The organism is Acutalibacter sp. 1XD8-33 (assembly GCF_003612555.1).
Classification (GTDB): domain Bacteria; phylum Bacillota; class Clostridia; order Oscillospirales; family Acutalibacteraceae; genus Acutalibacter.
In genome coordinates this window covers 39,421-59,866 of the sequence record NZ_RAZF01000002.1, presented here as the reverse complement: position 1 = coordinate 59,866, position 20,446 = coordinate 39,421, and the positions used below count along the sequence as shown (strand labels likewise).

At 55.9% G+C, this 20,446-nt stretch carries 19 protein-coding genes; 10 read left to right on the top strand and 9 right to left on the bottom strand.

Features of this window, described 5'->3' with window-relative positions:
- Positions 1 to 484: 484 nt before the first annotated feature.
- Positions 485 to 1,249, bottom strand: a complete 765-nt coding sequence (locus tag D7X94_RS02270) for a ThuA domain-containing protein (protein ID WP_120426078.1) — start codon at positions 1,247 to 1,249, stop codon at positions 485 to 487.
- Between the two features lie 180 nt (positions 1,250 to 1,429).
- Positions 1,430 to 2,314: an AraC family transcriptional regulator gene (locus tag D7X94_RS02265; RefSeq protein ID WP_120426077.1), complete on the bottom strand. Its 885-nt coding sequence runs from the start codon at positions 2,312 to 2,314 to the stop codon at positions 1,430 to 1,432.
- Between the two features lie 155 nt (positions 2,315 to 2,469).
- Here D7X94_RS02265 and D7X94_RS02260 point away from each other — a divergent pair, with 155 nt between their 5' ends.
- Together D7X94_RS02260 and D7X94_RS02255 are read left to right on the top strand one after the other, a co-directional pair.
- Positions 2,470 to 4,209: a sensor histidine kinase gene (locus tag D7X94_RS02260; RefSeq protein ID WP_158590855.1), complete on the top strand. Its 1,740-nt coding sequence runs from the start codon at positions 2,470 to 2,472 to the stop codon at positions 4,207 to 4,209.
- Positions 4,210 to 4,223: 14 nt separating this feature from the next.
- Complete coding sequence (locus tag D7X94_RS02255; protein ID WP_147401643.1) at positions 4,224 to 5,780, top strand: response regulator; 1,557 nt, start codon at positions 4,224 to 4,226, stop codon at positions 5,778 to 5,780.
- A gap of 20 nt (positions 5,781 to 5,800) precedes the next feature.
- Here D7X94_RS02255 and D7X94_RS02250 read toward each other — a convergent pair whose 3' ends face one another.
- From D7X94_RS02250 to D7X94_RS02220, 7 genes are all read right to left on the bottom strand, one after another.
- Positions 5,801 to 6,877, bottom strand: coding sequence for a Gfo/Idh/MocA family protein (locus D7X94_RS02250; protein WP_120426074.1), 1,077 nt, complete (start codon positions 6,875 to 6,877; stop codon positions 5,801 to 5,803).
- 580 nt (positions 6,878 to 7,457) lie between these two features.
- The gene (locus D7X94_RS02245) at positions 7,458 to 9,155 is read right to left on the bottom strand and encodes an extracellular solute-binding protein (RefSeq protein ID WP_120426073.1); all 1,698 of its coding nucleotides are present in this window, start codon (positions 9,153 to 9,155) and stop codon (positions 7,458 to 7,460) included.
- Between the two features lie 78 nt (positions 9,156 to 9,233).
- Positions 9,234 to 10,136, bottom strand: coding sequence for a carbohydrate ABC transporter permease (locus D7X94_RS02240; RefSeq protein ID WP_120426072.1), 903 nt, complete (start codon positions 10,134 to 10,136; stop codon positions 9,234 to 9,236).
- Positions 10,137 to 10,159: 23 nt separating this feature from the next.
- Complete coding sequence (locus tag D7X94_RS02235) at positions 10,160 to 11,113, bottom strand: ABC transporter permease (protein ID WP_120426071.1); 954 nt, start codon at positions 11,111 to 11,113, stop codon at positions 10,160 to 10,162.
- A gap of 263 nt (positions 11,114 to 11,376) precedes the next feature.
- Positions 11,377 to 12,843: a hypothetical protein gene (locus D7X94_RS02230; RefSeq protein ID WP_120426070.1), complete on the bottom strand. Its 1,467-nt coding sequence runs from the start codon at positions 12,841 to 12,843 to the stop codon at positions 11,377 to 11,379.
- Between the two features lie 26 nt (positions 12,844 to 12,869).
- On the bottom strand, positions 12,870 to 14,333 hold the full coding sequence (locus D7X94_RS02225) for a sulfatase (protein ID WP_120426069.1): 1,464 nt from the start codon (positions 14,331 to 14,333) through the stop codon (positions 12,870 to 12,872).
- A 399-nt stretch (positions 14,334 to 14,732) separates the two neighbouring features.
- Positions 14,733 to 15,602, bottom strand: coding sequence for an AraC family transcriptional regulator (locus tag D7X94_RS02220; RefSeq protein WP_158590854.1), 870 nt, complete (start codon positions 15,600 to 15,602; stop codon positions 14,733 to 14,735).
- Positions 15,603 to 15,801: 199 nt separating this feature from the next.
- Here D7X94_RS02220 and D7X94_RS02215 point away from each other — a divergent pair, with 199 nt between their 5' ends.
- The 8 genes from D7X94_RS02215 (at position 15,802) to rplV (ending at position 20,437) form a co-directional block, all read left to right on the top strand.
- Positions 15,802 to 16,527: a class II aldolase/adducin family protein gene (locus D7X94_RS02215; protein WP_120426067.1), complete on the top strand. Its 726-nt coding sequence runs from the start codon at positions 15,802 to 15,804 to the stop codon at positions 16,525 to 16,527.
- A 385-nt stretch (positions 16,528 to 16,912) separates the two neighbouring features.
- Entirely contained in the window at positions 16,913 to 17,224 is a 312-nt protein-coding gene (gene rpsJ / locus D7X94_RS02210; protein ID WP_120426066.1) for a 30S ribosomal protein S10, read from the top strand.
- A 120-nt stretch (positions 17,225 to 17,344) separates the two neighbouring features.
- Complete coding sequence (rplC, locus tag D7X94_RS02205; protein WP_120426065.1) at positions 17,345 to 17,977, top strand: 50S ribosomal protein L3; 633 nt, start codon at positions 17,345 to 17,347, stop codon at positions 17,975 to 17,977.
- Between the two features lie 17 nt (positions 17,978 to 17,994).
- Entirely contained in the window at positions 17,995 to 18,618 is a 624-nt protein-coding gene (gene rplD, locus D7X94_RS02200) for a 50S ribosomal protein L4 (RefSeq protein ID WP_120426064.1), read from the top strand.
- Entirely contained in the window at positions 18,618 to 18,908 is a 291-nt protein-coding gene (gene rplW / locus D7X94_RS02195) for a 50S ribosomal protein L23 (RefSeq protein ID WP_120426063.1), read from the top strand. Before rplD ends, rplW begins: the two co-directional genes overlap by 1 nt.
- A 41-nt stretch (positions 18,909 to 18,949) precedes the next feature.
- A complete protein-coding gene (gene rplB / locus D7X94_RS02190; protein ID WP_120426062.1) occupies positions 18,950 to 19,783 on the top strand; it encodes a 50S ribosomal protein L2 in 834 nt (277 codons plus the stop codon).
- 25 nt (positions 19,784 to 19,808) lie between these two features.
- The gene (gene rpsS, locus D7X94_RS02185; protein ID WP_120426061.1) at positions 19,809 to 20,081 is read left to right on the top strand and encodes a 30S ribosomal protein S19; all 273 of its coding nucleotides are present in this window, start codon (positions 19,809 to 19,811) and stop codon (positions 20,079 to 20,081) included.
- Positions 20,082 to 20,101: 20 nt separating this feature from the next.
- The gene (rplV, locus tag D7X94_RS02180) at positions 20,102 to 20,437 is read left to right on the top strand and encodes a 50S ribosomal protein L22 (RefSeq protein WP_120426060.1); all 336 of its coding nucleotides are present in this window, start codon (positions 20,102 to 20,104) and stop codon (positions 20,435 to 20,437) included.
- The last annotated feature ends 9 nt before the right edge of the window (positions 20,438 to 20,446 follow it).

Below are 20,446 nucleotides of genomic sequence, written 5' to 3'. Positions count from 1 at the left end.
TTGCCCTTGACCTGAAACACCTGAGAAAACAACGCAGGAGGGTAGCAAAACGTCCCAGTGGGACGTTTTGCGTAGGGGACCCTCGTCGGGGGCCCCCTGTTCCGACTGTGCAACAGTCGGAAAGTTCCTGAAAGCGCTGGCAATTTCCGGTTTCCAGGGGACTTTTTTCTCAGTTGCAAAAGAGTTTCATCTCGTGTGACGAGATGAACTCTCCGTCCCCTCTTGGCACTTCGTGCCAATTCACCTTCAAAAAATACGCTTCTCAGGTGTTAAGGTCAAGAGATAAGACCGTGGGGCTCCGCGAGTCTCACCTGCCGGTTCGGTCGGTTCGCAGCTTGTCTGCCACTGGCAGACGCTCACCCCCACACCCGCGCCAGCTTAAGGCCAGCTGGACCGGCCAATGTGCCGAGCCAACTCGCCCGCCCAAGCCGGTGCTCCTGGACGAGCTGCCGCGCCCGCCACGCCCCCCTTCACCCTCAAAAAATTACTTCTGCTCGTGCAGGCCCTGGATGCTGTGCTCCAGCTGCGCCTTGATCTCCACCACCGGCGGGGGATTGCCAAAGGTGGTGTTGGGGAACCGGATGGGCGCGGCCCACTTCACGGCGTTAGTGATGACCTTCTGGATCTCGGGCTGGTGGTAGATGGGGAACACCTCGTGACCGGGCCGGAAGTAAAAGATCTTGCCCTTGCCCCGGTGGTAGCAGCAGCCGCTGCGGAACACCTCGCCGCCCTCGAACCAGCTGATGAACACCAGCTCGTCCGGCTGGGGGATGTCAAACCGCTCGCCGTACATCTCCTCGTGGGGGATGATGATCTTCTCGTCCAGGCCGTCCACAATGGGATGGCTGGGGTCGATGACCCACAGGATCTCCTTCTCGCCGTCCTCCCGCCACTTCAGTTTCCAGGTGTCCGTGCCGCAAACCTTGCGGAAGATCTTGGAGGCGTGGCCGGAGTGGAGCACGATAAGGCCCATACCATCCAGAATCCGGTTGTACACCCGGTCTACGATCTCGTCCTCCACCTGGTGATGGGCCATGTGCCCCCACCAGATCAGCACGTCGGTATTGTCCAAAACCTCCTGGGTCAGACCATGCTCAGGCTCTTTTAGGGTTGCGGTGCGGGCGTTCATGCCCGCTTTGTTCAGAAAGTCGGCGATGCAGCCGTGGATTCCCTGGGGATAGACCTCCGCCACCTCGGGGAACTGGACCTCGTGCAAATACTCGTTCCACACTGTTACGTTGATAGGCATAGTAGCACTCCTTTTCATGATTGAATACTGGGGGTGGATTTGTTTTCGGCAAAATCGCCCTCTTCTGCGGTGGTTTTTCTCCATTATACAGTGTAAGTGCTATAAAAGGAATAGAGAATTCAGCTTTTTTTTGGAGATTTCCGACCTGACGCCGATTCCTGTCCCCGAGGGGTCTTGGCCTTACCGGGAGCGGCCCCGGGCATAAAAAGCCGGCGGCATGCCGGTGTGCTTTTTGAACTGGCGACTGAAGTAGAACTGGTCGGAAAACCCCGTTTCCGCCGCAATTTCCCAGAGCTTCATATCCGTGGTGGCCAGCAGCTCCTTGGCTCGGTTAATCCGCACCCAGGTGAGATATTGGAAAATAGAGCGGCCGTTGAGGCGGCGGAAAATTCGGTTCAGGTAGTCGAAATTCATCCCCACCATGGATTCCAGCTGCTTTCCGGTGATCTTGTCCCCATAGTGGCGGTTTAAGTAGGCAGTGAGCTCCTCCAGGCGGCGCAGAGTTCTAGCGGGGAGCTGGCTACCGTCCTCCGTCAAGGTAGACCGGGCACTGTTTTGAGATACGGCCATCAGGATTTCCAGGAGCTTGCAGGCCCAGAGGGTTCGGTAGTTTTGAGATCCCTCTCTGGCGGCGGTGACGGCCTCTTGGAAATACCCGCTTAACCGGGCGCGGACCTCCGGGCTTTCCATATGGGAGAGCTTGGGCAGCAGGCAGCGCTCCAGGTCGAACTTCACCTCTCCATCTCCGGCATAGGGAACAATCAAAGACTCTTCCGGTGGAGATTCCAAAGGCAACAGAGTAAGATTGCTGAAATGAACAAAATAATAGTCGCAAAGGGCGGGCCGAGTACCTTCGTGAACAAGCCCTGGCTGTAAAAGAAAGACGTCTCCCGGGCTAAGGGAATATTCGACCTCTTCCTCCCGCAGGTGCATCGCCCCTTCTATCAGGTAGTAGAGGATAAATTCTCCATTCCGGCGGCGGAAATGGGTCCACTGGGATTTGGGGGCGAACCGATTGAGAAAACTTACATGGGGCAGGGTGGTCAGGTTTGCGAGATATTCCATATGCAAAAACCTCCTTCGGGCTATTTTAACTAAGAGTTCGGAGCGTTTTTCGCTTGATTTGTGAAGAGTGCCATGCTATAATGTATATGGAGCGTACATTCGGACCGTCAATACGCTTAATATAAAGTATGCTTTTTGGAGAAAGGGGCCAGAGAATGAAGCGTGTTTCCCGGCGGGTGAAGATCTCCCACCTGATTACGGCGGGATTTATGGGGCTGGTGGCGGCTCCGTTCCTGTTTTTGGTATTCTATAACCTGCACTCCTTTACCAGGCAAGCGAACGAACAGCTTCTCCAGGACGGGAATTACATTTTACACTCTATGGAGCAAAATATCAATGAAAAACTAGATTCTGTTGAAACGATTGCCTGCGCTCTGGCTTATAACAGCAACTTGGCCACTTTCCTTTCCCGTTCCTTTAACGACGCTTCCTCCTTCGAGGAATACAGCCAGACCGTGCGGCCTATCCTGCAAAGCGCCGCTGACTCTGCCTCTCCGCCCATCCAGCGGCTTTGGATTATCACCCAAAACCGCACCCTTCCCAATGGGGAGAGCATCATTAAGCATGGCTCTACCACCCAGATTAGAGCGTTGGAAGAATTTCTGACCGAAAATCCCGACGGTGGGTGGTATTATTCCTCAGAAGGAATTGTGCGAAACTCCCTGGAGAATTATCTGCGGCAGGATTTCTATTTTATCCATGCCATTGCTTCCCCCTATGGCCGGCGGGTGGGGTATGTTGTAGCAAAAGTAAAATCGTCGGCTCTGTTTCAGGAATTTCTTGTGTCTCAGGACACCCAGCGGGCTTTTTTTCTGCTGGACGGCGAAAACAGGCCCTATATGTCCAATGTGGTGCTGGAAGAGGGATTTGTGTTTCCGGAAGAGTCTCAGTTTCTACAGGACCGGCAGCCGGTGCTGTATTTGAGCGCCCTGGCCAGCCGCTTGCCTCTTCGGCTGGGTCTGGCATTTTCCTCTTCAGACCGGCAGATTCTGCTGGAAAGCTCGTTTGTGGCCATTCTAGCGGTTCTGACGGTTTCTGTGCTGTTCCTTCTGAGCTTTTATTATATGCTCCGTGTGATTGTAGTGCGCCTTCAGGCTTACGCTTATGACATGGAGGACATCGCCGCCTCTGGTTTCAGCGGTAAATTGGAAATTTCCCGCCTATATGAGCTGGGGGAAATCGGCATCCAGTTTAACGACACCCTCACGGAGATTCATTCCCTGATGCGGGAGAAAATTCAGCAGGAAACAGCCTATAAGGATGTGCAGCTTCAGGCCCTGCTGCTTCAGATCAACCCGCACTTTATATACAACACCCTGGATATGTTTTCCGGCAAGCTGGCCCTGAATGGGGAATATGAAATTGCGGACTATATGGGAGATTTTGCCCAGATGCTCCGCTATAATACCGCCAGGCCGGGGATGTTTCTTTCTCTGGGGGAAGAGGTGGAGTACACCAGAAACTATGTGAACCTTCAACGCTGTCGCTATGGCTCCTCTATTGTGTTGCGGGTCCATGTGCCTCTGGCCCTTCTGGGCGTGCAGGTGCTACGGCTGCTCCTACAGCCGGTGGTGGAAAACGCCTTTATCCATGGTTTTGCCCAGCTTCCTCCCGAGGCCCGTCGGGAGGTGGTGATTACTGCCCGGGCCCAAAGGGGATTTCTGATACTTCGGGTTCGGGACAATGGCCAGGGAATTCCGCCGGAGCAGGCCCGCCGGATGAACGAGGCCTTTGCCAGTCCGTCTCCGGTCTTGAAAGAGGAGAAGCGAAAGGGCAGCATCGGCCTGGAAAATATCAACCAGCGGCTTCAACTGTTTTATGCCGGCCAGGGAAGAATCTTTCTGCGCGGCGCTCCTGGCGGACATACCAGTGTGTTCTTGATTTTCAAAAACTAAGGTGGTGATTTGAAGTGATTCAAGTGTTGATTGTAGACGACGATCCCCTGCTGCGCAGTGCGATGGTAAAGAAACTGGAGTATGTGAACCAGGACGGGGACTTGGGCCTTGCGCCGGTTCTTACGGCGGGTACGGCCCGGGAGGCCTTGGCAGTCATCCGGAAAAAGCGGGTGGATATTCTGATTACCGACGTGCAGATGCCCTACCAATCTGGCCTGGAGCTGATCGACACTGTACATAAAGAGTTCCCTCAGATTCAGTTGGTGGTGCTCAGCGGCTACAGCTATTACGACTATATGCGCAGCGCCATTCTCTCCGGTGTCACGGACTATCTGCTAAAGCCCGTAAAACTCCTCCAACTCAAGGAGATCATCCAAAGGTGCATTGGGAATATCTGCGGCAATTTGGATCCGGGCGAGGCGCAGTCCGCGCAGAATCAGGCCACCCTAAGCTATCAGGCCGGGAAATACTGCAATTCCATGTTGATGGGGTCGCAGGTTTCTGCCCGGCCGGAAGGCCTGGAGAATTCCGCTTTCTTTGTGGCGCTGTTTTCCGGTGGCTCTTCAGACGAACGGCTTTTCGAGCTGTTCCGGCAGTTTTCTCAGAAGGAGCCCCAGGAGGGCGGGCCTGTCTTTCGGTATTTTCAGGATGTAAACCAGGACCCAGTTCTGCTGGTGAATTCCCAAGAGGATCCGGAATGCCTGCGGGCCTATTTGGAGGCTTTTTGCGTTTTTGCCGCTGAGAACGGTCTTGCTTGCCGGTGCGGTGTCAGCCAAGCGGGCGGAGACTTGGCACAGTTTCCGGAACTTCATCGTCAAGCCGGATATGCTTTGGCCTACCAGATCATCCAGGACTTCACGGTGAAGATGGCGGGGGAGGTTCCCGAAAAGCCGGAGCGCAGCCCCGAAGGCCTATTTCACAAAGCCTCCAGAAGAATTCAGGCGGCGTTTCAAAGCCGTAATTTTGGCCAGATATACGCCGACCTCAACGAAATTTTCACAATAGAGTTTGTCTCCACCCGCCAGGCCGCTTTGGGAGATATTCTGGACTTTTACAATGGTTTCAGCGACCAGATTCACCAGTTGGCCACATCCCTGCAGATGGACCTGGGGCGGCCGAAGAGCTTTACCTTGTTTGCCAGCCTAGATGAGCTGCGAAGCTATTTTCAGGAGCTTCTCTATCGACTTCAGCAGCAAATCGAGGTGGAGACGGATAAAAACCGGTATGTGATTACTCGGGCCATCAGCTATATGGAGCGGCACTATAATCAGGACATCAGTATGAAAGACGTGGCTGCCGCCGTCAACATGAGCTATACTTATTTCAGCAAATTTTTTAAAGAACAGGCCCACCAGAGTTTCTCCGAGTACCTGGCCAGCATCCGAATGCGGGAGGCCAAGCGCCTGATTGAAGAGGACCCCTCTATCAAGATCAAGGAGGTGGCCCATCTGGTGGGCTATGAAAGCGTCTATTCTTTTTCTCGGGCGTTCAAACAATACTACAAGGCTTCCCCTACCAGCCTAGTTACCAGCAACCCCTCGGGGAGGGGGGGCAAAAAAACCGGGTGCTAATTAGCCGGCCAATCGCCGCCTTAAACCGGCAGCCACTTCTGCTCTTCGGCAGACTTGATAATGCTCTCCAGGGCGTGCTGGATATGGCAGCCCTCCTTGATGGTAGCGGCTTTGCCATCTCCTACCCCGTTCAGAATGTCCGCGAAAGACTGCATCTGGTCTGTACGGAAGCGGTCTGGAATAGGCAGGGTGGTAAAGGCTCCCACACGGCCTACAACAGGGCCAATGCACACCTCAATTTCATCCACACCGGGGGCCTTGGCATCCAGGGTGTAGACCACCGCGCCTTTGCTTCCGTAGATCTCCAGGCGCTGATAATTTCCCCGGCCATAGGCAAAGCGGGTGATCTCGAAGTCGGCGGCGATGCCGTCCTCCATCTCCATCAGGTAATTGCAGAAATCGTCCACATCCACCGGGCCCAGGCCCTCGCCTTCTTCCAGTCTGCGCATTTTGGTGAAGGTGTCCGCGTGGCCTACTGCCTTTACGTAATCCTTGCCGGTGACAAAGCTTACCAAATCCAATGCATGGCAGCCGAGGTCGCCTAAAGCGCCGGTGCCGGTGAGTTCTTTGATATACCGCCAGGACCGGGGCAGGTCCCATTCCGGTCCGCCGCCAGCCTGAAGATACTGCATATAGACGTGGTAGATTTGGCCGATGGAGCCCTTCTCCAGAATGTCCTTCATATAGCGAGCCGCAGCCTTAAACCGGTAAGAGAAGCACACCATATTGGGCAGACCCTTTTCCGCGGTCATCCGGGCCAGGATGTCGGCCTCCTCTGCTGTCATGGTGACAGGCTTCTCGATAGAATAGGGCTTTCCGGCCTCGATGGCGGCCTTGGCCACCTCGAAATGGGCGTTGTTGGAGGTGGAGATGTCGATGGCGTCCACGTCCGGGCAGTTGATCAGATCATGGTAGTCGGCGAAGCAGTGGGCCTCGTCGATGCCGTAGGTCTCCCGGGCATACTCCATGCGCTCGGGCTTGATGTCGCATACGGCGACTAATTGCAGATCCGGGCTGTTGGCGATGCCGGGCAGGTGCACGCCCCGGGAAATCCCACCAATGCCTACGCTGCCAATGCGCCAGATTTTCTTTTGCATAGTTGAATCCTCCTTCTTTTTAAGACCTTGGGGACTCCATCCCCAAACCCCTGCCACCTTTTGAAAAAGGTGGACGAAAACTTTACCCACTCCTCGCTTTGCTCGTCGTGAACGTCTTACGGAACAACATTGACCGGTCCAGCTGGTCTTAAGCTGGCGGGGAGTTTGAGGGGTGAGCGTCTGCTAGTGGCAGACACGCCGCGAACCGACCGAGCCGGCAGGCGAGACTCGCGCAGCCCTCAAGGTCTTGCCCTTAAACTCCTGAGAAGCGCATTTTTTGAAGGTGAATTGGCGCGCAACGCCAAGAGGAAACGGAGAGTTCATCTCGCTGTGCGAGATGAATCTCTTTTGCAACTGAGAAAAAAGTTTCCTCTTTCCGGAGAAAGCCAGCGCCGTGCGCAGGATCCCAGCCAAAAGTTCCCGCCTAGCCCTGTGCCCGTTCGCCTAGCTGTCCCGCGCGTTCCCCTCAAAAAACTCATAAAAATCTCGCTTTTTAATTTAAGGAGAGAGCCCGGAATCAAATCCGGGCTCCTTCCTGTTCTGTTCCATTCAAACCGCCAGGGCGGTTCTTTCCTTAAGGTTAACCAGCGTTATAGGCGTCCAGGGCCTCCTGATAGATTTCCATCAGCCGCTCCAGGCCCATCTGATTCAGCTGGGCGATGTAGCCGTCCCAGTCCTTGTCGATGCCGCCGTTCACGATCCAGTTGGCCCAGCACTCCTTCACATACTTGTAGATGTCCACGGTGAGCTTAGAGATCTCGTCCATCTGCTCGGGAGTGTAGTTCACAACGGGATAGGGCTTCGCCACGAACTCCTTGAAGTCCTCGTCGCAGGCCAGCTTGGCGCCGTCGCCGCTGCCGGCGGGCAGCTGGATCTTGGCCTCGGTCTCAGGAGAGACATACTTGGGGCCGTAGTCGCGGCAGGTGATCTCCCAGTACCACACGTCGCCGCTCTTGCCCTCGGGGGGATCCAGGAAGGTGATGGTGCCGTCGTCGGCCTTCTCCAGCGCCTCGCCGAAGGGGCCCCAGTAGGACTGGACAGAGATGTCGTCAGAGGAGTAGTAATCGGCCCAGCGCATGGCAACCTCAGGCTGCTCGCAGGCGGTGGTCACAGTGAAGTTGTTCCGGCGGTAGATGATGATGCCGTCGTTGCCGCGGACATAGCGGTCGCCCCGGGGTCCGGCCAGAGGCGGCATGGGCACATACTCGTCGGAATGGGGGTTGGTGGCGGAGCTGACCTCCCAGGCGATGCCGGTGCCAACCAGGGAAACCTCTTCGTTCTTCAGCTTGGCGTCAGACTGGCTGCCGTCTTGGGTAAAGTACTCCTGGTCCATAATGCCCTCGGCATAGAGCTTCTCAAAGAACTGCACAGCCTCTTTGTAGCGCTCGTCAGCAGGGATGAAGATGGGCTCGCCGGTCTCCTGTTCCAAGGCCAGATAGTTGGTCTCCAGGCTGTCGGTGATGCCCCAGGGGTTGATGTAGCGGATCCAGTCGAACATATCGCCCTTGCCGCTGCCGCTGAGGGGAACCTCGTCGTTGGGGTCGCCGTTGCCGTTGGCATCCTGCTCTTTAAAGGCCTTGAGGACATTGTACCACTCGTCCACAGTGGTGGGCATTTTCAGGTTCAGATTGTCAAGCCACTTCTGGTTGATGAAGGGGATGTCGCAGGCCTTGGGCCGCAGAGGCAGCTTGCTGTTCAAGGTGTAGATATGCCCGTCGGGCTGGGTGACCATCTTGCGCATGATGGGCTCCGCGTCATAGGCGGCCTTGATATTGGGGCAGTACTTGTCGATGTACTCCTCAATGGGAACGAACAGGTCCAGGTTGGTGAGGATGTCCATGTCGCCCAGGCTGTTGTCGCCGAAGAACACGTCCGGCAGGTCGCCGCCGGCCAGCAGCAGAGACTTCTGCTCAGCCCAGTCGGCATCGCCCGCATACTGCCAGTCGATGTGCACGTTGGTGGTTTTCTCCATCTCCTGGAACATGCCGTTCTCGTTGAGATCCCGCAGGCTGGCGCCCTTCACATACAGGAAGGTCAGGCTGACGGGCTCGTTGACGATGGGATAGCCGGTGGCGTTGAAGTTGGAATCTCCAGCCTCCGCTCCGCTCTCGCCGCCTTCTTCAGAGGACTCGCCGCCCTCCTCCTTGCTGGAGGCGCTGCTCTCGCCGCCGCTGGAGGAGGTGCTGCTGGTGTCGTTTCCGCCGCAGGCCGCGAACAGGGAAGCCACCAGGCACAGAGCCAACAGCAGACCCAGAACCTTTTTCCAATTTTGCTTCATGATTTTCTGCTCCTTTCAATGTCACAGATAATTTATTTGACAGCGGCTGGGATACCTCCCAGCCGGGATGTCACAAGATTAGCCCTTGATCGCGCCGATCATCACGCCTTGGCTGAAGTACTTCTGCACAAAGGGATATACACACATGATGGGCACGGTGCTGATGATAATGACCGCGTACTTCATCAGCTCGGAGAGCCGGCGGGCCTCCTGGGCGGCCAGACCGTCGCCGGTGCCGGCCATGGCCTGGTTGGTAATGAGGATGTTCCGGATTACCAGCTGCAGGGGCTTCAGGTCCTCGTTGCGAATGTATACCAGGGCGTTGAAATAGGCGTTCCACTGGGACACCGCAGTATACAGGGCAATTACCGCCAGAACCGCTTTAGACAGAGGCAGGGCGATCTGGAAGAAGAATCGCAGATTTCCGCAGCCGTCGATCTGGGCGGCATCCAGAATGCCCTGGGGCAGACTGCTGTCAAAGAAAGTGCGGGCAATGATGATGTGATACACCACCACTGAGAAAGGCAGCACCATCACCCAGAGAGTATCGTACAGGCCGAAATCCCGGATAGTGAAGTAGGTGGGGATCAGACCGCCGTTGAAGAACATGGTGAAGATGAAGAAGAAGGTGATGAGCTTGCGCCCTACCAGATCCCGGCGGGACAGGGCGTAGGCAGCGGGAATGTTTACCGCTAGACCGATCACTGTGCCCAGCACCGTGTAGACGATGGTGTTCCGATAGCCAATCCAGAGCTCCGGATGGCGCATGATCTCCTTATAGCCGTCCACAGTGAATTGGCTGGGCACAAACCAAACCTTGCCGTTGGCCACTTCAGTGGGATTGCTAAAGGACGCGATGATGATGAAATAGAGCGGGTAGATCACAACGAGAAGTATCAGAACGCTTATCCCATAGAGAATGATATTGAAAATCAAGTCGTTCCGAGTTACCTGGCGCTTGATGGAACCCAGGCTGGCCATATAAATCCCTCCTATATAATTGCTTAGAACAGGCTGGTGTCGCCCATTTTCTTAGAAGCCTGATTCACCAGCAACAGCAACACAAAGTTGATCACGTTGTTAAACAGGCCTACAGCGGCGGAAAGACTGTACTGATTGCTGATAATGCCGATTTTGTACACATAGGTGGCAATGATCTCACTCACCATGGTGTTCAGAGGGTTCTGCATCAGGTACACCTTTTCAAAACCTACGTTCATGATGTTGCCGGCCCGCATGATCAGCAGGATTACCGCTGTGGGCAGCAGGAAGGGAATGTCGATATACTTGATTTTCTGCCATTTCCCGGCGCCGTCCACCGTGGCCGCCTCATAAAGGGAGGGGTCCACTGCAGCCAGAGCCGCTATGTAGATGATGCTGTCCCAGCCCGCGTGCTGCCACACATCGCTCCATACATAGATGCTCTGGAAAGCGCCCGCCATGCCCAAAATGTTGGGCGGGTCCTGGACGCCAAAGAGCTTCGCCAGGTTGCCATAAAGCCCACTGCTGGGAGAGAGCCACACCAGCAACATACCCACCATAACCACCGTGGAGATAAAGTGGGGCAGGTAGGTGGCCACCTGGAGGGTTTGCTTGAAGCGTTTCACCCGGATTTGGTTCATAGCCAGAGCCAGAATGATGGGGAAGGGGAAACCGGCGATCAGGCTGTAGAGGCTAAGGGATATGGTATTGGTAAACAGAGATTTCACCTGAAAGGAATTAAAAAAGGTTTGGAAATGCCCAAAACCCACCCAAGGGCTTCCTTCGATGCCCATTTTGGGAGTGAAATCCTTGAAGGCGATTTGTATGCCGTACATGGGAATGTACGTGAACATAAACAAAAGCACCACCGCTGGAAGCAACAGCAGGTAGAGCCCCCAGTTGCGGATAATCCGCCGCCAGGTGGACACCAGGATTTCTTTCTTGCTCAGTTTTTCACCGGCCGCTTTCGCCGCCATATGCCTCGCACCCTTTCCGTAGGGACCGGCGCCCCAGACGGAGCCCAGACCCTTGATTCTATAGCGGATTTATTATAACGTGAAAGGGACGCTTTAAAAATGTTCCAATTTAAGATTTGTTAACATTTTTTGCTGTATTTTCAATAATCTGGGATTTTTTGAGAAAGAATTGTGTGAAAATACAAATTTGGTTTTTCTAACAGAAAAAAGCGCACAAAAAATTCCTCTGCTGGGATGAGAATCCGCATCAGGGGAATGAGGTTTTATTCTTCTGGAGCTGCCAGTAGGGTGGCCTGCCAGTATTTATTCTGTTTCCACTGTACCAACAGCCCGCTGTTCCGGTTTTCCATTTCCAGAAGGGTCTCTCGGTAGATCTGCTCTACCTCGCTCTCTGGGGTGGACGTAATGATACGCACTTCCTGGGCGCTTCGATAGCTCTCTACCGATTCAAAAATGTTGGCCAAACGGGTGTCCGCATAGTGAGAGAAGAGGATTTCGTAGGGGATCTCTGGCTGAGCGTATTCCTCATAGATCCCGCCTACAGCCTTTGGGGCAGGGGTTCCGGTTCCGGCTTCCAATACCGTGCCGAGGCCGCCGGCATCCGCAGCCTGCCGCTGTTCCGGGCTGGGTTCCATGTTTTGGCAGTAGAACCACAGAAGCAGCCGCACCTGTACTTTGGGAAAATCGCTGCCCGTCAAAAAAATAGTGGAAGCATACTGCTCATCGTAGTTTTGCTGGAACTGAAAGGGCTTGCCGGAATCCGGAACAATGGGCCCCACAATTTCATAGACCTCCCAAAGGGGATCGTCCTCTGGAAGAGCCTGGAGCAGAGGATAAAGAGGGCCGGTAGAGACCAGGAACACCTTTTCCTCCCGGAGCTGGGAAAGCAGATAGCCTTGGGTCATGGTGAATACATCCCGGCTGAGTAGCCGTTCCCGATAGAGGCAGTTCATGAATTCCAAAGCCTCTAAAGTTTCCTCTTGAGAAAATTTGTCTTGCCAGACTCCCTTTTCGTTTACGGTCCTGGCCCCGAACATCTGCTGTAAGGAGATTAGGTCAATATAGCTGGGAATGACCTGTGGTTCTGCCTTGCGGATGGTTTTCAGCGCATTCACAGCCGCTTCCTTTTGGGAAAAACTGTCCAGCGAAATAGAGTAAGCCTCCAAAAGCTGTTTATTGGCCAGCATTACCACCCCTGCGGATGGGACCTCCGCTGGCCGGCCGATAGAGATTGTGTGGGGATAGGCGTATACATCGCCCTTGGTGTTTCCGCACCAGTCTCGAAATTTGGAAGGAAGCTGGAACCCCGGAAGCTCTCGGTCCAGCAGCTGCTGGAGGTTTTCTGTCTTTCCGGAGGTTTCAAAGCGCTTGAGCTTAGGGTCCGCATAGCACCGGGTGGCCACGTCCACTGGCGCGCCGGCGGCAATCAGGTTCATAAACTTGTCCGCCGTACACACAGTAATCTCCACTGGCATCCCGGCCAGATCCTCCAGCCGTCCGGCATCCGGCAGAAGGCATCCGTATTCAGAGAGTTCCCCGCCGTCCCGGGTGACGAACGCCCACTGGAGTTTCGCCTCCGAAGGTTCCGGCAGAGCCTGGAAGCCTTCAACGCCACCGTCCGTATGGGTAGATAGCCACAGCAGCAGGACGAAAGCGCCTAGCAGAGCCAGTATGGCCAAAACGGGAAACCGTATTCTTCCGCTCTTTCTGTCCGGATTTTCCCTGTTCACGGGCTTCCCCCTTTCCTAAAAACCGGTCAGCCATTCGGATACATCTTCCGCAGCAGGGGGATCTGGTCTGCCCGGGGGGTGCCCTCCAGACGGCGGATATAGGGCTCCAGCATTCCCCGGGCGTGTTCCGGCCCTCCCTCCCGCATCACGGTCCACATGGGGTCCGTATCGGAGTCGGACTTCTTCATCATGTCCTCGGTCCAATTCAGGATCAGCCGGGCTCCCCTGTCACAGAGGTCCGGGCGCTCTTTCGCCAGATTGTGGAGCTGGTGGGGATCCTCTTTTATATTGAAAAGCATCTCCTGGGGGAACAGATGGTAGCCGCCATGGACCGTGCGCAGATACAGATAGTCCCCGAAGCGGGCCGCCCGCTGGCACACATGGCAGCACTGGGTGAGCACAACAGAGTCCTTAGAGCAGTCCGTGCCCTCCAGCAGGGTCCTGGCGTAGGAGAGGCCGTCGTAGTCATAGTTTCCCAGGAATTTCGTGCCCAGCAGTTCTTGGATAGTAGGGGCCAGGTCCACGTTGTCGTGGAAGCCCTTGTCCACAAAGCCCTTCTGTCCGCCGGGCCACTTGATAATCATGGGAATGTGGCAGGTAGGTTCGTCGGCGGTGCCATGCTCTCCATAGAGCCCCAGCTCCCCCAGGTTTTCCCCGTGGTCCGAGGTGACGATCACAGCCAGATCTTCATATATGCCCAGCTCTTTCACCAGATCCAGAATCTGGGCGATGTTATCGTCTGTCCAGCGCACGCCGCAGTCATAGTTGTCGATCATGGCCTTTACATCCTGGAGATTGCCCAGGCTTCCCGGGTGGCGGGGATACTGGGGGAACTGGGTGTCGTCCCACATGTTGATCTCGTTGGCCCCATGGGGTCCTACATGCAGGAGATGCTGTGCGAAAACATCCTCGTTAATCCAACTATCTGGCAGAGGGGTGTCTGCAAAGGGGTTGCCAAAGGCCTCCGGGGCCCGGTAGGGGGTATGGGGATCCCAGTAGTGGACGTGGAGGAACCAGCTGTCCCCGGCGCCGTTACGGTGGAGCCAATCCAGCACATGGGGGGTGACCTCTTCGGCGGATTCGCCCCCGCATTTACCCACGTTGCAGCACTCGTTGAAGCCGGCGTTGAACCACCAGGCAGAGTGACGCTCTGCAAAGGTGGAGAAAGAGACGGTGTGCATCCCCGCCTGGCGGAACTGCATGAACAGGCCGTTTCTGCTGCAATCATCCTGGAAATGGCGGCTTTCTCCCTGTAAACGCAGGTCAGCCGCCGTGCCCCCGTGGCCCACAACGCCATTGCGGATGCCGTAGCGTCCTGTGATAAGAGAGGCCCGAGAGGGCAGGCAGGGAGCGTTGGGGCAGTAGTAGTTGTCGAAGCGCACTCCTTCCCGGGCAATGGAGTCAATGGCGGGAGAGGTGTCCCGGCCATAGCCGTAGCAGCCCAGATGATCGCTGCGGAGCGTGTCGATGTCGAACAGGATCACGCGCATAAAAATACCTCCTGGCGCAACTATATTTTTAGAAAGTATACCATAAAGCGCCCAGGAAAACAATGAATTTTCGGAAAATGCCAGCGTCCCAAACGAGTTTTTGAGGGACGATGGTTACGGCCGCTGGCAGCTCAGGGTTTTTTCTCACCTGCCGGTTCGGTCGGCGACGGGAAATCGCCACTGGCGATTGTCGCCCCCTAAGAACCCCACCAAACTTTTTGAAAAGAAGTTGAACACGTTACCTTCGGTAAGTCTCAAAAACTTTTACGCTGGTTGGCTTTTTCGCACTCAGCTAACCAGCGTAAAAGTTTCGTCAACCTTTTCAAAGGTTGCTGGGTGTGGGACAGCGTCCCACGGTCTTGCCGTAGGACTTCCAATACTCAAAAAACATACACACTCTCAGCCCCGTGATCTCGCCGTTCTTCCCGCCGCGTGCTGTTTCCGGTACGCTGTGGGAGACATGCCCTTATACCGGGAAAAGGTCCGGGAAAAGTAGCTCATGTCGTTGAAGCCGCAGTTCAGGGCGATCTCCGTGACAGAGTCCTCTGTAAAGGCCAGCTGCTCCCCAGCCTGTTCGATCCGATAGTAATTCAGGTATTCGATGGGAGTTTTCCCGGTCATCTGAGCAAAGGCCCGGCAAAAGTATTTTGGAGCCATCCCCGCCACGGCCGCCAGCTCGTCCAGGGTGATGGGGCGGTCAAAGCCGTCCCGGATATAGGCCAACACATTTTTCAGACGCAGCGTTTTCTTCCGGCTGGGGGGAGGATTCTGAGGCCGGGACCTTCTCCCAACCAGACTGCCCATCAGCTGCCACATGAGCCCTACGGTGGTCCACTCATAGCCCGGCGCCTCCTTTTCCATGGCCTCAAAAAGGCGGTTTGCCAGCTGGGCCTGAACTCCGCCCTTCGGAAAAACTCCGCTGCACTCTGTCTCATCAGAGAGAAATTCCGCCGCGCTTCTGGCACAGACCGGCGTGTCCTGAAGCAGACTGCCCAGGTCAAAGACCACGCATTCATAGACGCAGTCCTGAGGCGCCCCGCCATGGACCATGCCGCCGCCGACCCAGGCGCAGTCCCCCGGCCCCATGGGGAAGGTCCCGCCGCCCAGGGACAGGGTGAACCCGCCCTCTATAATTTGGATCAGCTCGTATTCCAGATGCCAGTGCAGAGGCATTTGATAGCGAGGGGAGACGCTGTCAACATAGTAGAGCTCAATGGGAAAATCAAAGGTGCCCCGGCGTTTATTCTCGTATAGGGAATGATAATTCATAACACAAAGCCTCAAAAGGTGAATATTCTCCAAGCTGTATGGCATAATCCACCAAGATTTCTACAAGGAGTGTAGATTATAATATCATCGGAATTCTATATTAACTTGGTTTAACCATAGCATGAAAATCCAACTTTGTCAATAAGAGGGGAGGCAGGGGGCAGTTCCCGGCGCCCATGAGGGAGCGGCTCCCGCGGCCATGGAAATTTTCAAGGAGATCAAGGAACAGATCTGCGATGTCTGCCACAAGATGTGGCAGCTGGGTTGGGTGGCGGCCAACGACGGCAATGTAAGCGCCAGGCTGGAGGATGGCCGGATTCTGGCTACGCCCACAGGAATCAGCAAGGCGTTTATTACTCCGGAAAAGCTGGTGCTTCTGGATGCCGGGGGCCGGCTCTTGGAGGCGGAGGAGGGTTACCGGCCTTCCAGCGAGATCAAAATGCACCTGCGCTGCTATGAAAAGCGGCCGGACGTGCAGAGCGTCATCCATGCCCACCCGCCGGGGGCTACGGGTTTTGCGGTGGCCCACAAGGCCATGGACATGTATAATATGATAGAGGACGTGGCGGTCATCGGCTCTGTGCCCCTGACTCCTTATGGCACGCCCTCCACCAGCGAGGTGCCGGACGCCATTGAGCCCTATCTGGAAGAGCACGACGTAATGCTGCTGGAGAACCACGGCGCCCTGGCGGTAGGCAGTGACGTGCTCACGGCCTTTTACCGTATGGAAAGTCTGGAACTGTGGGCAAAAATCACTATTAACGCGGTGATTTTAGGCGGCAGTTACGACATCAGCCGGGAAAATATTCAGAAACTTATTGATCTGCGGGGCTATTACCGGGTGACAGGACGGCATCCGGGATACAAACTGTTCCGCCCGGAGGATCCCATGCTCCACAAGGCGGATACAAATGAAAAAATGTAAATTTTTTTTGAAAAAGGCCTTGCAAAACACAAGGCCTTGTGGTAATATACTTTAGTACGATTGCCAAATGGGCGAAAGCCCTTGATATGCGTTGAAGCGGGAGGTTGCGGCCCAGGGGTGGAGAGCCCCGGCCGGTTTTTCCGTGGAGTATGTCCGATTTTAAACCGGGCGAATGGATTTTGAAGCGGCGGGAACCACCGGGGTGCCCCGGCAGGCCGTCTTGTGCGCCGCTTTAGGTCAGCTTGTGAGTTTCGACTCTGTCCCCGGGGTCCGTTACGCGAAGGTGTGCGGATTTCCGGTTTTTCTATGTCTGCTGTGGGAACACCCGGGACAGTGTTGAAAAAAGCAGAAACGCCCAACGAACGATTAGGAGGCGGTTATTCAAATGGCAGTCAAAGAAAAAATCAGGATCAGACTGAAAGGGTACGACCACCAGCTGGTGGACCAGTCGGCGGAGAAGATTGTGGCCACGGCCAAGCGCACCGGCGCCCGGGTTTCCGGACCTGTGCCTCTGCCCACTGAGAAGCAGATCATCACTATTCTCCGCGCTGTCCACAAATATAAGGATAGCCGGGAACAGTTCGAGACGCGCACCCATAAAAGACTGATCGACATTCTCCGGCCCAGCAACAAGACTGTGGAAGCCATGATGGGCCTGGAGCTCCCCGCCGGCGTTGAAATCGAGATCAAGCTCTAAACGTTTTCGATTCCAACCAACCGATAGCAGCGGAGGGTCATGTCGATAAGCGTTCTGCTTATCGACCAATAACCTGAGGGAGTTTGCCTGCAAACTCCAGGAGAAGAAAGGAAAGAGACAATGAAAAAAGGGATCATTGGAAAGAAGATCGGCATGACGCAGATCTTCGACGACAAGGGCAAGGTTATCCCCGTTACCGTGGTCGAGGCCGGCCCCTGCGTAGTCACGCAGAAGAAAACTGTGGAAAACGACGGCTATGACGCTGTGCAGATTGGCTTTGGCGATCAGAAGTCCCAGCGGGTGAACAAGCCCATGACCGGACACTTCAAAAAGGGCGACGTGGCCCCCAAAAAGACGCTGCGCGAGCTTCGCCTGGACGATGTCAGCACGGTGAATGTGGGCGACCTGATCAAGGCCGACGCTTTTGAGGCTGGCGAGCGTGTGGACGTGACCGGCCGCAGCAAGGGAAAAGGCTATGCCGGCGTTATCAAGCGGTGGAACTTTCACCGGCTGAAGGAAACCCACGGTTCCGGCCCTGTGGCCCGCCATGGTGGCTCCAACGGCGCGTGCTCCAGCCCCTCCCGGGTTTGGAAGGGCCTGAAGATGGCCGGGCATCTGGGCGCGGAAACTGTTACTGTGCAGAACCTCACGGTGGCCAAGGTGGACGTGGAGAACAATCTGATCGCCATCAAGGGCGCCGTGCCCGGCCCCAACGGCGGCATCGTGATCCTGCGCGACAGCGTGAAAGCGTAAGGGGAGGAGGAAGAAGAATGGCTGAAGTAGCGGTTTTGAATATGCAGGGCAAAGAGGTCGGCAGGCAGGAGCTTTCCGACGCGGTTTTCGGCATTGAGCCCAATGTCCCTGTAATGAACGATATGGTCAAGAATTATCTGGCCAACCAGCGCCAGGGCACCCAGTCCGCCCTGACCAGAAGCGAAGTTTCCGGCGGCGGCCGCAAGCCTTGGCGGCAGAAGGGCACCGGCCGGGCCCGCCAGGGCAGCACCCGGGCCCCTCAGTGGACCCACGGCGGCATTGTGTTCGCCCCCAAGCCCCGGTGCTACCGGTACGCCCTGAACAAGAAGGTGCGCAGGCTGGCAATGAAGTCCGCGCTCTCCTCCAAGGTTCTGGACGGCGAGATGATCGTGATCGACAAGATCGCCTGCGAGAACTACAAGACCAAGGATATCGCCGCCATGCTCAAGGCGGTGGGAAGCGAAAAGAAAGCCCTCATTGTGCTGGACGCCGTGGACGAGAAAGTCATCAAAAGCGCCGCGAATATTCCCGGCGTAAAAACCGCCCAGGTGAACACCCTGAACGTGTACGACATTCTGGGCGCAGACAAGTTCATCGTTGTGCAGGGCGCTGTGCAGAAGATTGAGGAGGTGTACGCATAATGGAGGCCCACGACATCATCATCCGCCCCATCATCACCGAAAAGACCATGGACGGCAACACCCAGAAGAAATACACCTTCGAGGTGGACAAAGCCGCCACAAAGATCGACGTGAAACGGGCTGTGGAGGCTGCCTTTGGCGTAAAGGTCAGCAAGGTGAACACCCTCCACGTACGCGGCCGGCTGCGCCGCCAGGGCCGTTACCAGGGCTACACCAAGAGCTGGAAGAAGGCTGTAGTTACCCTGACAGAAGAGAGCAAGACCATCGAGTTCTTCGAGAGCATGGTCTAAGAGGCCCGGCAGTTTATCTATTAGGAGAGTGAACAACAGCAATGGCAATTAAGAATTATAAGCCGACAACGGCGGCCAGGCGCAATATGTCTGTCACGGACTATACGGCCCTCTCGAAGGGCGGCCCGGAGAAGAGCCTGCTGGCCCCTCTTGGCAATAAATCCGGCCGCAACAGCTACGGCAGGATCACCGTCCGCCACCGGGGCGGCGGCAATCGGAAAAAGTACCGGATTATTGATTTCAAGCGCCAGAAGCACGATATGCCCGCCACGGTGCAGACTGTGGAATACGATCCCAACCGTTCCGCGTTTATCGCCCTGGTGGAATATGAGGATGGGGAGAAGCGGTATATCATCGCCCCTCATGGCATCAAGGTAGGCGACAAGATTGTCTCCGGCGCCGAGGCTGACATCAAGCCCGGCAACGCCCTGCCCCTGAAGAACATCCCCACCGGCACCTTCATCCACAATGTGGAGCTTTACCCCGGCAAGGGTGCCCAGCTGGCCCGTTCCGCCGGCATCATGGCCCAGCTGATGGCCAAGGAGAACGGCATGGCCCTGTTGCGCCTGCCCTCCGGCGAGCTGCGCAACGTGCCTGAGAACTGCATGGCCTCCATCGGCCAGGTCTCCAATATCGACCACGAGAACGTGAAGATCGGCAAGGCCGGCCGCAAACGCCACATGGGGTGGCGTCCCACCGTGCGCGGCTCGGTTATGAACCCCAACGACCACCCCCACGGCGGCGGCGAGGGCAAGAGCCCTGTGGGCCGTCCCGGTCCTGTGACCCCTTGGGGCAAGCCGGCGTTGGGTTACAAGACCCGTAAGCATCATAAGAGCAGCGACAAGTTCATCGTTCGCCGCCGTAACGGCAAGTAAGCACGGGAAAGGAGCATAAGTTACCATGAGCAGAAGTCTGAAAAAGGGACCTTTTGTACAGCCCGTGCTGCTGAAAAGGATCCAGGCCATGAACGAGGCCGGGGAAAAGAAGATCGTTAAGACCTGGAGCAGGGCTTCCATGATCTTTCCGGATTTCGTGGGCCACACCATCGCGGTGCACGACGGCCGCAAGCATGTGCCGGTGTATATCACCGAGGACATGGTAGGCCACAAGCTGGGCGAGTTCGCCCCCACCAGGACCTTTAAGGGCCACACCGGCTCGAAAACCGGTAAATAAGGGAAAGGAGAGAGTGAGAAATGGAAGCGAAAGCTACGCTGAATTATACCCGAATCTCTCCCCGCAAGGTGGGCCTGGTGCTGGACCTTATCCGCAATAAGCCCGTGGATCTGGCCGCGGCTATTTTGGAAAACACCCCCAAGGCCGCCTGCGAGGACCTTCAAAAGCTCCTGAAATCCGCCGTTTCCAACGCGGAGATCAACCATCAGATGGACAAGAGCAGCCTGTATGTGTCCAAATGCTATGTGACCCCCGGGCCCATCCTCAAGAGGATCCGCCCCAAGGACCACGGCAGGGCCCACAGGATTTTGAAGCGTACCAGCCACATCACCATCGTCGTGGCGGAGAAAGAGTAAGAGGAGGGA

Excerpts from the sequence above, each read along its gene's own strand:
- rpsS (WP_120426061.1), top strand. The coding sequence starts at position 19,809 with ATGAGCAGAAGTCTGAAAAAGGGACCTTTTGTACAGCCCGTGCTGCTG.
- D7X94_RS02245 (WP_120426073.1), bottom strand. The coding sequence starts at position 9,155 with ATGAAGCAAAATTGGAAAAAGGTTCTGGGTCTGCTGTTGGCTCTGTGC.
- rplW (WP_120426063.1), top strand. The coding sequence starts at position 18,618 with ATGGAGGCCCACGACATCATCATCCGCCCCATCATCACCGAAAAGACC.
- D7X94_RS02240 (WP_120426072.1), bottom strand. The coding sequence starts at position 10,136 with ATGGCCAGCCTGGGTTCCATCAAGCGCCAGGTAACTCGGAACGACTTG.
- D7X94_RS02235 (WP_120426071.1), bottom strand. The coding sequence starts at position 11,113 with ATGGCGGCGAAAGCGGCCGGTGAAAAACTGAGCAAGAAAGAAATCCTG.
- D7X94_RS02220 (WP_158590854.1), bottom strand. The coding sequence starts at position 15,602 with ATGAATTATCATTCCCTATACGAGAATAAACGCCGGGGCACCTTTGAT.
- D7X94_RS02265 (WP_120426077.1), bottom strand. The coding sequence starts at position 2,314 with ATGGAATATCTCGCAAACCTGACCACCCTGCCCCATGTAAGTTTTCTC.
- D7X94_RS02270 (WP_120426078.1), bottom strand. The coding sequence starts at position 1,249 with ATGCCTATCAACGTAACAGTGTGGAACGAGTATTTGCACGAGGTCCAG.
- D7X94_RS02250 (WP_120426074.1), bottom strand. The coding sequence starts at position 6,877 with ATGCAAAAGAAAATCTGGCGCATTGGCAGCGTAGGCATTGGTGGGATT.
- D7X94_RS02260 (WP_158590855.1), top strand. The coding sequence starts at position 2,470 with ATGAAGCGTGTTTCCCGGCGGGTGAAGATCTCCCACCTGATTACGGCG.
- D7X94_RS02215 (WP_120426067.1), top strand. The coding sequence starts at position 15,802 with ATGGAAATTTTCAAGGAGATCAAGGAACAGATCTGCGATGTCTGCCAC.
- rpsJ (WP_120426066.1), top strand. The coding sequence starts at position 16,913 with ATGGCAGTCAAAGAAAAAATCAGGATCAGACTGAAAGGGTACGACCAC.
- rplV (WP_120426060.1), top strand. The coding sequence starts at position 20,102 with ATGGAAGCGAAAGCTACGCTGAATTATACCCGAATCTCTCCCCGCAAG.
- rplB (WP_120426062.1), top strand. The coding sequence starts at position 18,950 with ATGGCAATTAAGAATTATAAGCCGACAACGGCGGCCAGGCGCAATATG.
- D7X94_RS02225 (WP_120426069.1), bottom strand. The coding sequence starts at position 14,333 with ATGCGCGTGATCCTGTTCGACATCGACACGCTCCGCAGCGATCATCTG.
- rplC (WP_120426065.1), top strand. The coding sequence starts at position 17,345 with ATGAAAAAAGGGATCATTGGAAAGAAGATCGGCATGACGCAGATCTTC.
- rplD (WP_120426064.1), top strand. The coding sequence starts at position 17,995 with ATGGCTGAAGTAGCGGTTTTGAATATGCAGGGCAAAGAGGTCGGCAGG.